The sequence below is a fragment of the Nocardia sp. NPDC056611 genome (genome assembly GCF_042792755.1).
Classification (GTDB): Bacteria; Actinomycetota; Actinomycetes; order Mycobacteriales; family Mycobacteriaceae; genus Nocardia.
Genome location: NZ_JBHTVV010000003.1, coordinates 681,503 through 693,887, shown reverse-complemented (window position 1 = coordinate 693,887; position 12,385 = coordinate 681,503). Strand labels below are relative to the sequence as shown.

14 protein-coding genes are annotated in these 12,385 nt (G+C 67.2%); 6 read left to right on the top strand and 8 right to left on the bottom strand.

Annotated features, from left to right (window positions below; translation table 11 throughout):
* The first annotated feature begins 173 nt into the window (after window positions 1–173).
* Window positions 174–1,448, top strand: coding sequence for a PucR family transcriptional regulator (locus tag ACFRAQ_RS19655; RefSeq protein WP_379101484.1), 1,275 nt, complete (start codon window positions 174–176; stop codon window positions 1,446–1,448).
* A gap of 23 nt (window positions 1,449–1,471) precedes the next feature.
* Here ACFRAQ_RS19655 and ACFRAQ_RS19650 read toward each other — a convergent pair whose 3' ends face one another.
* Window positions 1,472–2,668 carry a lipase family protein gene (locus ACFRAQ_RS19650; protein WP_379101482.1) on the bottom strand — a complete coding sequence of 399 codons (1,197 nt, stop codon included), beginning with the start codon at window positions 2,666–2,668 and terminating at the stop codon, window positions 1,472–1,474.
* 293 nt (window positions 2,669–2,961) lie between these two features.
* Between ACFRAQ_RS19650 and ACFRAQ_RS19645 the strand changes: the two genes are divergently transcribed.
* A complete protein-coding gene (locus ACFRAQ_RS19645) occupies window positions 2,962–3,162 on the top strand; it encodes a hypothetical protein (RefSeq protein WP_357096321.1) in 201 nt (66 codons plus the stop codon).
* A 35-nt stretch (window positions 3,163–3,197) separates the two neighbouring features.
* On the opposite strand, the gene ACFRAQ_RS19640 is transcribed toward ACFRAQ_RS19645, so the two are convergent.
* From ACFRAQ_RS19640 to ACFRAQ_RS19615, 6 genes are all read right to left on the bottom strand, one after another.
* A complete protein-coding gene (locus tag ACFRAQ_RS19640; protein WP_379101479.1) occupies window positions 3,198–4,208 on the bottom strand; it encodes an alpha/beta hydrolase in 1,011 nt (336 codons plus the stop codon).
* A gap of 379 nt (window positions 4,209–4,587) precedes the next feature.
* Window positions 4,588–6,669, bottom strand: coding sequence for a class 1b ribonucleoside-diphosphate reductase subunit alpha (gene nrdE / locus ACFRAQ_RS19635; protein WP_379102173.1), 2,082 nt, complete (start codon window positions 6,667–6,669; stop codon window positions 4,588–4,590).
* Between the two features lie 59 nt (window positions 6,670–6,728).
* Complete coding sequence (nrdI, locus tag ACFRAQ_RS19630; RefSeq protein WP_379101477.1) at window positions 6,729–7,199, bottom strand: class Ib ribonucleoside-diphosphate reductase assembly flavoprotein NrdI; 471 nt, start codon at window positions 7,197–7,199, stop codon at window positions 6,729–6,731.
* A gap of 22 nt (window positions 7,200–7,221) precedes the next feature.
* A complete protein-coding gene (locus ACFRAQ_RS19625) occupies window positions 7,222–7,461 on the bottom strand; it encodes a redoxin NrdH (RefSeq protein ID WP_357096330.1) in 240 nt (79 codons plus the stop codon).
* A gap of 449 nt (window positions 7,462–7,910) precedes the next feature.
* Window positions 7,911–8,831 carry a G1 family glutamic endopeptidase gene (locus ACFRAQ_RS19620; RefSeq protein ID WP_379101474.1) on the bottom strand — a complete coding sequence of 307 codons (921 nt, stop codon included), beginning with the start codon at window positions 8,829–8,831 and terminating at the stop codon, window positions 7,911–7,913.
* A 96-nt stretch (window positions 8,832–8,927) separates the two neighbouring features.
* Window positions 8,928–9,494: an NAD(P)H-dependent oxidoreductase gene (locus tag ACFRAQ_RS19615; protein WP_379101472.1), complete on the bottom strand. Its 567-nt coding sequence runs from the start codon at window positions 9,492–9,494 to the stop codon at window positions 8,928–8,930.
* Window positions 9,495–9,704: 210 nt separating this feature from the next.
* On the opposite strand from ACFRAQ_RS19615, the gene ACFRAQ_RS19610 reads away from it, so the two are divergent.
* The 4 genes from ACFRAQ_RS19610 (at window position 9,705) to ACFRAQ_RS19595 (ending at window position 11,848) form a co-directional block, all read left to right on the top strand.
* Window positions 9,705–10,283 carry a TetR/AcrR family transcriptional regulator gene (locus ACFRAQ_RS19610; protein WP_379102171.1) on the top strand — a complete coding sequence of 193 codons (579 nt, stop codon included), beginning with the start codon at window positions 9,705–9,707 and terminating at the stop codon, window positions 10,281–10,283.
* Window positions 10,284–10,314: 31 nt separating this feature from the next.
* Window positions 10,315–11,151 carry an ammonia-dependent NAD(+) synthetase gene (gene nadE, locus ACFRAQ_RS19605; protein WP_379101469.1) on the top strand — a complete coding sequence of 279 codons (837 nt, stop codon included), beginning with the start codon at window positions 10,315–10,317 and terminating at the stop codon, window positions 11,149–11,151.
* A 68-nt stretch (window positions 11,152–11,219) separates the two neighbouring features.
* The gene (locus ACFRAQ_RS19600; RefSeq protein ID WP_357279493.1) at window positions 11,220–11,438 is read left to right on the top strand and encodes a type II toxin-antitoxin system VapB family antitoxin; all 219 of its coding nucleotides are present in this window, start codon (window positions 11,220–11,222) and stop codon (window positions 11,436–11,438) included.
* Complete coding sequence (locus ACFRAQ_RS19595; RefSeq protein ID WP_379101467.1) at window positions 11,429–11,848, top strand: PIN domain nuclease; 420 nt, start codon at window positions 11,429–11,431, stop codon at window positions 11,846–11,848. The genes ACFRAQ_RS19600 and ACFRAQ_RS19595 overlap by 10 nt, the downstream gene beginning before the upstream one ends.
* A gap of 19 nt (window positions 11,849–11,867) precedes the next feature.
* Here the strand turns inward: ACFRAQ_RS19595 and ACFRAQ_RS19590 are convergent, their stop codons facing one another.
* Window positions 11,868–12,290, bottom strand: a complete 423-nt coding sequence (locus ACFRAQ_RS19590) for a DUF1003 domain-containing protein (protein ID WP_379101465.1) — start codon at window positions 12,288–12,290, stop codon at window positions 11,868–11,870.
* Window positions 12,291–12,385: the final 95 nt, after the last annotated feature.

The window sequence follows — 12,385 nt, the reverse complement described above, 5'->3', positions numbered from 1 at the left end:
ACGCGGGGTGGTCATGCCGAATCCGCCTGGCACATGTGAGAAGTCACAGCACCGCCCGGCGCGCATTACTGTGCATCACAGGGAGGGATCGATCCGGCCGTTCGGACACACGGCCTGCGTTAGCGTTTCAGGTCCCGCACGGGGCGCAACCCGGGGGTGGAAGGGAGTCACGGATGGCCGTGGGAATTCCGGCCCGGCCCGGACTCACCGTGTCGGGCACGCCGATCTCGTCGCCGCTCAAGGATGTTCGCGGCGTGGCCCAGCACATGGTGGGGCATTTCGTGGAGACGGTCGCGCCGTGCGGCACCCTGCCCGGCGACGCCATTCACGGCGACGTCACCGTCATCACCCGTACCTGCCTGGAGCTGGCGGTGGGCATGCTCGACGGGCGCGACATCCCGGAGAAGACCAAGCGCCTCGAGGAGGCGGCCGCGCAGTGGGCGCGCGAGGGCATCCCGATCGACACCATCCACCATGCCATCCATGAGGGCTTCAAGATCGGCTCGGAGCTGGTGATGGCCAGCGCCCTGTCCCGGCACGTGCGCCGCGAGGACGAGGACGGCGAGGTCACCCTGGTCATCGCGGCCGCCGACATGGACAACATCGTCGGCGGGGCGAAGCTGGTGGTGGAACTGCTCGACCGGATGACCTCCGCGGTGGCCATGGCCTACGTACGCGAACTGCGTTCGGTGGTGAGCGAACACCACACCGCCGTGCACACCCTCACCTCCGCGCTGCTGGGCGGGCACAGCACCTCCACCATGGCGCGCGAGTGCGGCATCGAGATCGCCGAGACGTATCACGTACTGGCGCTGGCCATTCCGGAACATCCGGAGGAGGACTCCCCCACCGTGGACGGCGCGGTGGTGGCACGCCGCAAGCTGCGGCGGGTGCAGGCCGAACTGGCCACCCGCTACACCGACAAGGTGCTGTCGCTGCTCAGCGTGGACGGCGGCACGCTGCTGGTGCCGGCCACCGCGGTCGCCGACGATCAGCTCGACGAGTTGGTCGAGCAGCTGTCGCGGGCCGCGCGGGTGCCGATCACCGCGACGCTGGTTCCGGCCGCGCCGCAACAGATTCCGGACGCCGCCGACCAGGCCCACGAACTCCTCGACATCGTGCACCGCCTGCGCCTGGTGCGCGGCCTGTTCCGCTTCGACGAGCTGGCCCTGGAATATCAGCTGACCCGCCCCGGCCCGGGCCGTGACCACCTCGGGTCGCTGCTGGATCCGCTGGACGCGCACACCGAACTGCTCGAGACGCTGCAATCCCACATCAGCAACAACCTGAACCGGCAGCGCACCGCCCGCATGCTGCACGTGCACACCAATACCGTGGACTACCGGCTGAAACGGATCGGGCAGCTGACCGGATTCGATCCGACCCAGCCGTCCGGTCTCTGGTATCTGCGTTCAGCGCTGGTGGCGCGCACCTATCAGGCGGGCTGAGACCCCGCTGTCGCCGTCCGCCCTCAGCAGTTGGTCGGCGCCGGCTCGCCGCGCAGGCGGGCGTCCATCCAGGCGTAGGCGGCCGGGAGGCCGAGCACGGCGGCGGTGAGATGGTCGGGCACCGGCACCTGCTCGGACCACACCTTCGTGCCCGCGGCGCAGTAGCGGTGCACGGTGTTCACGACGGCGTTGATCGGGATCAGCCCGTCGATGGGCGAATGCCATTCGAAGACGGGCATATTCGGGACGCCGGGGTAGAGCTCGACGCTGTTCTCATCCACCACGGCGCGGGCCCGCGGGTCGTCGGACATGATCGTCGTCTTGGCGACGTCGAGCGCGCCTTGACCCGCGCCCGCGCTCAGGATGTCGTTGGTGCAGCTGTTGACCAGCTGGTCGCGCATGGCGAGGCCGCGATCGTTGAGCTGGTCGGAGAGCGGGAACCGGTCCGGATACTCGCGTTCCAGGCCCAGGCCGGCCGCCAGCGCCAGACCGAAGGCCGGATGCCGGTTCATGCCGAGGCCCTCCATCATCGACGCCAGGTTCATCGGGACCCCGCCCATGGCCGCGCCCGCGATACGCAGGTCCGGGGCGTAGGACGCGGCCAGCGCCGCCGCCCACGCGGTCGCCATGCCGCCGCCCGAATAGCCGGCCATGACCAGCGGACTGTGCTCGACCCGCAACTCCGGCAGCCGCTGGATCGCGCGCAGGCCGTCCAGGGTGATCTGGCCACCGAGTTTGGCCGCGCCGTAGGCGATTCGGGGGCCGAGGTGGTCGGGCAGGGCGACGGTCCAGCCGCGCTGCAGGACCAGGTTCCAGCCGGGGGCCTCCCGGATCATCAGGTTGGGGTCACTGGTGTACAGCTCACGCGAGACCGCGCACTGCGCGCCGAGGCCGTTGACGATCTGCTGCAACGACAGGACGGGCGCGTCGGCGACGCGTCGGCGCGGGGAGATCACCGTCGTGGTGGCCGCGATGGGGTGTCCGGTGGAGTCGGTGGAACGGAATTTGATCAGGGTGATGTCGCTGTCCGGGAAGCTGGGCAGCGCGGGCATGGCGCGGGTGGCCAGCACGTCGCCGGGCTGGTGGGCGGCGATATCGGCGGGGGCGGCGTAGAAGGGGTCCGGGTCCGGTGTGGCGAGCAGCGGCTGGGCCGCGGCCGATCCGCCGGCGACGGTCACGAGCAGAGCGCCGATCACCGCGATCGGTACACGAATCCTCATGCGGGGCAGCGTAGGAACGGCGGTCACACCGGGCCAGAGGGGTGAGCGAACCTTCCGAATAGTCACAATCGGGGCGGGCGTGGTTTGTGAACGCGTGACGAAGTTTTGAGCCGCATATGTTTCTGTTCCACCGCGTAACAACAACTCCCGCACACCGCTTGTGACATGTCCAAGCAGAAACCGGAACACGTTCCTGCGCACGGCAATCCGATTACGTTCGGTACCAGAGACGCGCGAGCCGACGAAGGGGTCGGCTCGCGCTTCTCCCCCGCACGATCTCGAGGAGCAGCACTATGGACGCGCTCACCCACCGGGTCACCGTCTACCTCGGCGGACCCGCCGACGGGGCCGAACTCACCATGGAATACGCGGCCACCTGGCAGGAGGCCTCGGACTTCACCGTGGCCGCCGTCCACGTCGGCCTGGCCGTGACCGTGGACAGCCGGATCCGGCCCGGACTGCGGCGACTACCCCGCTACGGGTTCCGGCACTGAGATACCGTGCGGCCCAGGGCGCCCGGGTGGTCCCGCTACCGCCCGGACGCCGGCGCGAAGGCCGCCGCGAGGGCGTCCCAGGCCGGGCCCAGCTGAGCCGAGAAATCCTCCCAGGCGTGAATACCGGTCGGCTCGTAATGCACGGTGGCGGGAATCCCCAAGTCGCTCAACCGTTTCGAGAAATGCTCGGTGCACACCCGGGCGCCGGCCTCGAGCACCACGCCGCCGGCGGCCACGCCGAGCGAGGCCAGCCGATCCGGCGACTTCAGCACCTCGTTCAGATCCGGCGCACCGGGCACACCGGAGGCCGCCGACAGATAGATCACCGTGCCGCGCAAGGCTTCCGCCCCCACCGTGCTGTCGTGGGTCAGCCAATCGAAGGTGCCCGGCAGCCCCCACAGATTCAGGATATTGCCGCCGCGTGAGGCGACCGTGGCCGCGGTGACCGCGCTGCCCGGCCCGTCGACCGTGGAGTAGCAGCCGCTCAATCCCGCGACGGCCTTGAAGAATCCGGGATGCCGGTGCGCGAGCATCATCGCGCCCTGCGCGCCCATGGACACCCCCGCGATGGCGCGACGGCCGTCCGAGCGCAGATACGGTTCGATGACACCGGGCAGCTCGGCGGTCAGGAAGGTCTCCCAGCGATTCCAGCCGAGCGCGGCATCAGGATGCTGCCAGTCGGTGTACATGCTGCCGGTCGCACCGGCGGGGAAGACCACGTCGACCGGTTTGTCGGCGAAGAAGTCCGCCGCATGCCCCTTGGTCAGCCAGTCGGACACGCCCTCGGCATCGACGCCGTCGAGCAGATACAACGTGGGCCGGGGCCCGGACCCGGAACCGTGCAGCACATCGAGGGCGACGGTGCGGCCCATGGCGGCCGAGGCCACCTCGACCCGCTCCCAGCGCGGCCCCACCTGCTCCACCCGCGTCACCGCAGCCCGCGACGCGATCCGCCCGGGCGGGCCCGCCTGGGCACTCACCCCGAACGACGAGCTCGCGATCACCGCCAGCGCCAGCGCGACCCCGGCGGCCGCCCGCCGCCTCACGACTCCGCCCCGGATCGGGGTCTTCGAATCAGGCAGTGCGACAAGCCAACTCCTCATGCGGTGCGCGGGATTGCGTGATGTCCGAAGAACCCACCGGGCGGGTGCGAGGTTGATACACCCGATGGGTCTTCGTTTCGATCGACTCACCTCCACAACGCTTGTACCGATGCGTTTCCCGATTCCGGCATCACCCGCGCAATTCGATGGAAACCGATGCCCGAATCACGGCGAGCCTAACCAGGCGCCGACCTCGGCCGACAGCGTGAAAGACACCTTCTGGAGAGTTCACAATCGGGCCCGACGCAAACGTGGGATCGGCCACAGCGACGAAAAAGGGCGCTCCCGGCGGAAGCCGGAAACGCCCTTTCGGAGGCGATCGTCAGAGCATGCAGCTCACGCAGCCCTCGACCTCGGTGCCCTCGAGCGCCATCTGCCGGATGCGGATGTAGTACAGCGTCTTGATGCCCTTGCGCCAGGCGTAGATCTGGGCCTTGTTGACGTCGCGGGTGGTGGCGCTGTCCTTGAAGAACAGCGTCAGCGACAGGCCCTGGTCGACGTGCTGCGTGGCCGCGGCGTAGGTGTCGACGATCTTCTCGTAGCCGATGTCGTAGGCGTCCTCGAAGTACTCGAGGTTGTCGTTGGTCAGGTAGGGGGCCGGGTAGTAGACGCGGCCGATCTTGCCTTCCTTGCGGATCTCGATCTTCGACGCCACCGGGTGGATGGAGCTGGTGGAGTGGTTGATGTAGGAGATCGACCCGGTCGGCGGGACGGCCTGCAGGTTCTGGTTGTAGATACCGTGCTGCATGACCGAGGCCTTGAGCTCGCGCCAGTCGTCCTGGGTGGGGATGTGGACCTCGGCGTCGGCGAAGATCTGCCGGACGCGCTCGGTGGCCGGCTCCCACGCCTGCTCGGTGTACTTGTCGAAGAACTCACCCGAGGCGTACTTCGACTCGGGGAAGCCGCCGAAGTACGAACCCCGCTCCTGCGCGATCAGATTCGACGCCCGGATGGCGTGGAAGGCGATCGTGTAGAAGTAGATGTTGGTGAAGTCCACACCCTCTTCGGAGCCGTAGTGGACCCGCTCGCGCGCCAGGTAGCCGTGCAGGTTCATCTGGCCCAGGCCGATGGCGTGGGACTCGTTGTTGCCCTGCTCGATCGAGGGCACCGAGTAGATGTGGGTCTGATCCGACACCGCGGTCAGCGCGCGGATCGCGGTCTCGACCGACTTCGCCAGATCCGGCGAATCCATGGTCTTCGCGATGTTCAGCGAGCCCAGGTTGCAGGAGATGTCCTTGCCCACCTTGGAGTAGGACAGGTCGTCGTTGAACTCCGACGGGGTGGAGACCTGCAGGATCTCCGAGCACAGGTTGGAGTGGGTGATCTTGCCCGCGATCGGGTTGGCCCGGTTCACGGTGTCCTCGTACATGATGTACGGGTAGCCCGACTCGAACTGCAGCTCGGCGATGGTCTGGAAGAACTCGCGAGCCTTGATCTTGGACTTGCGGATCCGCTTGTCGTCGACCATCTCGTAGTACTTCTCGGTGACATTGATGTCGGCGAACGGCACGCCGTAGATGCGCTCGACGTCGTACGGCGAGAACAGGTACATGTCCTCGTTCTTCTTCGCCAGCTCGAAGGTGATGTCCGGGATCACCACACCCAGCGAGAGCGTCTTGATGCGGATCTTCTCGTCCGCGTTCTCACGCTTGGTGTCGAGGAAGCGGTAGATGTCGGGGTGGTGGGCCTGCAGGTAGACCGCGCCCGCGCCCTGCCGCGCGCCCAGCTGGTTGGCGTAGGAGAAGGAGTCCTCCAGCAGCTTCATGATCGGGATGACGCCCGAGGACTGGTTCTCGATCTTCTTGATCGGCGCGCCGGTCTCACGAATGTTGCTGAGCAGCAGGGCGACACCGCCGCCGCGCTTGGACAGCTGCAGGGCGGAGTTGATGGAGCGCCCGATGGACTCCATGTTGTCCTCGATGCGCAGCAGGAAGCAGGACACCGGCTCGCCGCGCTGCTTCTTGCCCGAGTTGAGGAAGGTCGGGGTGGCCGGCTGGAAGCGGCCGTCCATGATCTCCTCGACCAGCTCGCCCGCCAGGGTCTCGTCACCGGCGGCCAGGGTCAGGGCGACCATGCACACGCGGTCCTCGAAGCGCTCCAGGTAGCGCTTGCCGTCGAAGGTCTTCAGCGTGTACGAGGTGTAGTACTTGAACGCGCCCAGGAAGGTCGGGAACCGGAACTTCTTGGCGTACGCCTGCTGGAACAGGCTCTTGATGAAGGCGCGCGAGTACTGGTCGAGCACCTCGGTCTCGTAGTAGTTCTCCTTGACGAGGTAGTCGAGCTTCTCGTCGAGGTTGTGGAAGAACACCGTGTTCTGGTTGACGTGCTGGAGGAAGTACTGGTGCGCGGCTTCCCGGTCCTTGTCGAACTGGATCTCGCCGTTGGGTCCGTACAGGTTGAGCATGGCGTTGAGGGCGTGGTAGTCCAGTCCCTCGGTCGCGGAGTCGCCGCTGACGGGGCGCTCTACGCGGGCAGTCTTTCCGACCGGTGCGGTTGTCGTTGCCAAAAGATTCCCAATCCCTCGCGGACGCGCTCGACGTCCTCAGCAGTTCCCATGAGTTCGAAGCGATACAGGTACGGAACCCCTGCCTTACGTGAGATCACTTCTCCCGCATAGCAGTACGTATCGCCGAAGTTGGTGTTGCCGCTCGCGATCACGCCGCGCAGCAGGGCGCGATTGTGCGGATCGTTGAGGAACTTGGCCACCTGGCGGGGCACGAATTCCTTATCGGATCGCTGCCCACCCAAAACGTGCCGACCTCCCCCGTAGGTGGGGACGATCAGCACGAAAGGTTGGTCGACGCGAAGCGAGTCGGCGGTGTGAAGCGGAATGCGGACGGCGGGCAGGCCCAGCCGTTCGACGAAGCGGTGAGTGTTCTCCGAAGCGCTCGAGAAGTAGACGAGATTCGGTGTCTCACTCGACATATCGGTCATCTCCTGACCGTTGACGGAAGCGTCAGGCGACGGCGACGACGTCGGCCAGCGCCTTGATGCGGTCCGGGCGGAAGCCGGACCAGTGGTCATCCCCGGCGACCACGACGGGGGCCTGCAGGTAACCCAGGGCCATCACGTAGTCGCGCGCCTCCGGGCTCTCGGAGATATCGACGACGCTGTAGTCGACACCAGCCTTGTCGAGGGCGCGATAGGTCGCGTTGCACTGGACACAAGCGGGCTTGGTGTAAACGGTGATGGTCATTGGTATCCCCTTCTCCTCAGCCTTGATCTGTCTGCAGTGCACACCTGAAACAAGATCCACGTAGTAATTGCGCAAACCCCTGGAAGCGGAGCCGAAGCTCCTGGTCACCGGCTCGTGATCGAGGTCTCGTCCTTGTGGCCTTCCAGCTCCCAAGACACTACACCTAGTGGCCGACAAACTCATACAACACGACATGTTGCGACTCACAAAGGTGAAATTCCGGGCGGGTAAGTACCTGGACAGTCGATTCGCAACTCGACACGACTGAGTCACACATCACAATTTCGGCATTCAGTTCATTTCCAGCAAACACACCATCACCGCTGATCAACACCCATCTCACGAGTCACAGGAGACTCGAGCGACCACCCGGTTCGCGATCCTTCCGGGTCGAGCGACCGATTCCCGATCGCCCGCTCGCCCCGGCGTGTCGCGGCATCGCCCCCGGTCTAGCGGATGGTGAACGACCCGCCCTCGATCGGACCGGGCGCCAGCAACCGATTGGTGGCCGGGATGCCGTAGGTCTGCGCGTCGTAATCGGACAACGGCCGACCGTCGATGGCGACCTCGGTGAAGGTGATCGGCGCGAACCCGGGCAGCGCGGCGTCGAGGTGACCCTCCACCACGATCTCGGCCGTGCGGGCCGGCACGGCCGAGGGCGCCACGGTGGTGCGGGCCCAGCCCGCGGTGCGGTTCTCCAGCGTCATCACATAGCGACCGCCGTCCCAGCTGACCGTGGAACGCATGGTGTCGCCGGGGTTGATCGTCACGTCGCCGTAGGCCACCGGTGCGGCGGGATAGCTCTCCCACCACCCGTCGACCTGCTTCTCCGGGCGGCAGAATCCGCCGAAGACGCCCAGCGAGCAGAGGCCGTCCGCGGCCGCGCCCAAGGCGTTGGAGACCTTGCCGCCGGCGTTCATCACCGTCCCCGCCAGATGCGGATCGGCGTAGGCCAGGCCCGCGGCGACCGATTCGATCTGCAGCCCGGGCAGCGCCGCGTACACGGCGGCGTCACTGGCGCACAGGGATTCGACGCCGGTCTGCATGAGCGGCAGCGCGACCTGGCCGTCCAGGCCGGTGGCGCCGTTGAGCCCCACCCAGGGCACGACGCGCTGCAGGACGCCGGGATTGCGGCATTCGATCTCGGGCTGCACCCAGGTGGCGCTGATCTCCCGGAAGTCGCCCTTCACCACGTACCCGGCCCAATTGCCGAGGAAGAGGCGGGCATTCGAGAGATCGGAGACATCCGAGGCGTACGACTCGGCCGTCGCGTCGGCCGCATTGCCGACCGCCATCGAGGCGGCGGACGCGGCCAGGGTGACCGCCATGAAACAACGGCCCCACACAGAGTTGCCCGTTGATAACTTCATGGACAGACGTTAGCCCGAATTGTCCGAGAAGAGCGGCAGGCCACGACTCGAAAGCCGTGGCCTTGCGCTGAATTCAGCGAGTGATCGCGAGGCGTATCAGGCGTTTGCCCGAGCCTTGACATCTTCCGCCAGCAAACGCACGGTGGCGGCCAGCTGAGTGAGCGCCTCGGCATCGTCGGCCGGGTGGGTCTCGACGAAGCGCGAACCGATGGCGCCGAAGTTCAGCGACGCCTCCTTCACGACCTCCGCACCCGCGACGCCCAGCGCCTTCACCGCGTCGTCGTGCGACCACTTGGCGGCGTTCGCGCTGATCGAGGCGGAGACCACGGCGACCGGACGGCTCTTGAGCGCGCCCGCGCCGTAGGGCCGCGACGCCCAGTCGATGGCGTTCTTCAGCACGGCCGGCAGGGTGCCGTTGTATTCGGGGGTGACCAGCAGCAGCGCATCCGAGGCGCCGACGGCGTCACGCAGCGCCTGCGCGGCGGCCGGGACCTGACCCTCGACGTCGAGGTCCTCGTTGTAGAAAGGAATATCGCCGAGACCTTCGTAGATGGCGATCTCGACGCCCTCGGGAGCGGTCTGCACGGCGGCCTCGGCCAGACGGCGGTTGATCGACGCGGCGCGAAGGCTTCCGACCAGGACGAGGATGCGGGTCTGCGACATGATGATCACTCCAAGGGTTACTGATGCAGCGGTGGATCTTTCGATAGACTGTAACCGGACCCCAGTCCGCTTACATTCCCGGGTAGGAGCAGACAGCCTGTGACACGCGACACATCACCGGATGACGTCGTTCCGGCACTGCCGAACATCGCCCTCCCGATCGAACCCGTCGGCACCCAGCAGCCCCCGCCGCATTCGGTCCCACTCCTCATGCCCGGCAGCAGCCACGAACGCAGCGACGCCGCCCGCAACCGGCAACTGCTGCTCGACGCCGCCGAGACGCTGGTGCGCGAACAGGGCGCGGACGCGGTCACCATGGACGCGGTCGCCAAACTGGCCGGCGTCGGCAAGGGCACCGTGTTCCGCCGGTTCGGCAATCGGGCCGGGCTGATGCTGGCGCTGCTCGACCAGTCCGATCAGAAACTGCAGTGGGCCTACATGTTCGGGCCGCCGCCGCTGGGGCCGGGCGCGCCCGCCGCCGAACGGCTCATCGCCTATGGGCGGGCCCGGCTGGCCACCGTCGAGGTGGAGGGCGATGTACGCAAGAACGCCGCCATCGGCGGGCAATACTCCGGACCGCCCTACAACATCGCGAAAACCCATGTCTCCCTGCTGCTCCGGGAGGCCGGAGCGCCCGGCGACATCGGGCTGACCGCCGACACGCTGCTGGCCAGTCTGGACGCGGGGCTGGTGCTGCACCAGATCCGGCAGCTGCGCTACACGCCCGATCAGGTGGGCGACCACTGGGAGACGCTGGTCCGGCAGGTGACCGCGCCCGCCGAGCGGTAGCGGCGGCGGACCCGTTCAGTAGAGTGTGCCCATGGGGAACCTGCGCGCACAGATCATCGCCGAATTGGGCGTCCTGCCGTCGATCGAACCGAAAACCGAAGTGCGGCGACGCATCGACTTCCTCAAGGACTATCTGCGGTCCACGCCCGCCAAGGGGTTCGTGCTGGGCATCAGCGGCGGGCAGGACTCCACCCTCGCCGGACGCCTGTGCCAGCTGGCCGTCGAGGAACTGCGCGCCGAGGGCCACGACGCCACCTTCGTGGCCGCGCGCCTGCCGTACGGCATCCAGGCCGACGAACACGACGCGCAGATTGCGTTGTCCTTCATCCAGCCCGACCGCTCGGTCGTGGTGAACGTCAAGCCCAGCGCGGACGCCGCCGCCGGCGAGGCCGCCACCGGCATCGTGGAACTGCACGAGGAGCCCCGCCTGCGAGACTTCGTGCGCGGCAACATCAAAGCCCGCGAGCGCATGCTGCTCCAGTACGCCATCGCCGGCCAGCTCGAGCTGTTGGTCGTCGGCACCGACCACGCCGCCGAGGCGGTCACCGGCTTCTTCACCAAGTTCGGCGACGGCGGCGTCGACCTCACCCCGCTGACCGGTCTCACCAAGCGCCAGGGCGCGGCCCTGCTCCAGGAACTCGGCGCCCCGCCCAGCGTCTGGCAGAAGGTCCCCACCGCCGACCTCGAGGACGACCGCCCGGCCCTGCCGGACGAGGAAGCCCTGGGCCTGAAGTACTCCCAGATCGACGACTACCTCGAGGGCAAGGACGTCGGCCCCGAGGTCTCGGAGAAGCTCGAACGGATCTTCCTCAACACCCGCCACAAGCGCGCGGTCCCCGTCACCCCGCTTGACACCTGGTGGCGTTGAACCGAGGCATATGAACCGCCGCATCCGTATGCTTGAGGACATCCCGTTCAGGCATACAGGAGGCGGCCATGTCACGCACGATGATCGACATCGACGATGAGGCCCTGGCCGAAGTCAGCGGCCTCCTAGGCACCACCACCAAGAAGGACACGGTGAATGCCGCCCTGCGTCAGGTCATTGCCTGCCACCGGCGTTCCGCCGCGCTGGAACGGATGCAGGCCCGATCGAGGGCCGGTGCCTACGACGATGTGATCGACCCGGGCCGAAGGGACGAGGCGTGGCGATAGCTCGGTATCTGATCGACACGAGCGCCCTGGCCCGGATGGGGCATCCGGACGTCTCGGCCGTATGGGCCAGCACCCTGCAAGCCGGACTGGTCCACATCTGCGCGGCCACCGAGACCGAATTCCTTTACTCCGCAAGGTCATTGAGCGACTTCGAACAGGACCGCGACGACCTCTCCGCCATCTATCCCTGGCAACCGATGCCCGATCGAGTGTGGACCCGGGTCCGCGAGGTGCAGTACGAGCTCGCCAAGCGAGGCTGCCTGCGAAGCGCCGGTATCGCGGACCTCCTGGTGGCGGCCACCGCCGAACTGGCCGAGCTGACCGTCCTGCACTACGACGCTGATTTCGACACGATCGCCAAGGTCACCGGCCAGCCGACACGGTGGATCCTCCCCGCCGGCTCGGTATGACGGTGGTCGACCGCCTGCGTCAGCCCTTCTTCTGATCCGGGTCCTCGACCAGGCGGCGGTGCAGTTCCGAGGTCATGGCGTGGATGGCGCGGGTGAGTTCGGTGTTGGTCTTGAGTTCGAGTTCCTGTTCCTGGAAGTCGTGGTCGGCCTTGGCCTGCTGGAAGTCGGCCTGACGGTTCTGGCCGATCATCACGAAGGTGGACAGGAAGATGGCTTCCAGGGAGACGACCAGGGTGAGGGTCGGCCAGGGGCTCTTCTCGACCAGCAGCATCCAGACCGCGAAGCCGATGGCGTGGATGTAGACGAAGGTCATCGAGCCCGCGAACTTGGTGATCCAGTCCGCGGCCCGCAGTTGCAGGCTGGCGGCGCGCGCCTCCTGGACCTGCGCGAACGCCGGATGCGGCTGGATCGGAGGCGGTGCCGGTTGCGGCGGTTGCGTCATTCGGGTCGGTCTCCTGGCGACGACGTGCGGGGACCGGCGAATGTTAGCGCCCGGCACGGCGACTCGCCGCGATGCGCGGCCGGGCTCGGCGCGGG

Excerpts from the sequence above, each read along its gene's own strand:
- ACFRAQ_RS19655 (WP_379101484.1), top strand. The coding sequence starts at position 174 with ATGGCCGTGGGAATTCCGGCCCGGCCCGGACTCACCGTGTCGGGCACG.
- ACFRAQ_RS19615 (WP_379101472.1), bottom strand. The coding sequence starts at position 9,494 with ATGTCGCAGACCCGCATCCTCGTCCTGGTCGGAAGCCTTCGCGCCGCG.
- ACFRAQ_RS19610 (WP_379102171.1), top strand. The coding sequence starts at position 9,705 with ATGCCCGGCAGCAGCCACGAACGCAGCGACGCCGCCCGCAACCGGCAA.
- ACFRAQ_RS19625 (WP_357096330.1), bottom strand. The coding sequence starts at position 7,461 with ATGACCATCACCGTTTACACCAAGCCCGCTTGTGTCCAGTGCAACGCG.
- ACFRAQ_RS19590 (WP_379101465.1), bottom strand. The coding sequence starts at position 12,290 with ATGACGCAACCGCCGCAACCGGCACCGCCTCCGATCCAGCCGCATCCG.
- ACFRAQ_RS19600 (WP_357279493.1), top strand. The coding sequence starts at position 11,220 with ATGTCACGCACGATGATCGACATCGACGATGAGGCCCTGGCCGAAGTC.
- ACFRAQ_RS19620 (WP_379101474.1), bottom strand. The coding sequence starts at position 8,831 with ATGAAGTTATCAACGGGCAACTCTGTGTGGGGCCGTTGTTTCATGGCG.
- nrdE (WP_379102173.1), bottom strand. The coding sequence starts at position 6,669 with ATGCTCAACCTGTACGGACCCAACGGCGAGATCCAGTTCGACAAGGAC.
- nrdI (WP_379101477.1), bottom strand. The coding sequence starts at position 7,199 with ATGACCGATATGTCGAGTGAGACACCGAATCTCGTCTACTTCTCGAGC.
- nadE (WP_379101469.1), top strand. The coding sequence starts at position 10,315 with ATGGGGAACCTGCGCGCACAGATCATCGCCGAATTGGGCGTCCTGCCG.
- ACFRAQ_RS19650 (WP_379101482.1), bottom strand. The coding sequence starts at position 2,668 with ATGAGGATTCGTGTACCGATCGCGGTGATCGGCGCTCTGCTCGTGACC.
- ACFRAQ_RS19645 (WP_357096321.1), top strand. The coding sequence starts at position 2,962 with ATGGACGCGCTCACCCACCGGGTCACCGTCTACCTCGGCGGACCCGCC.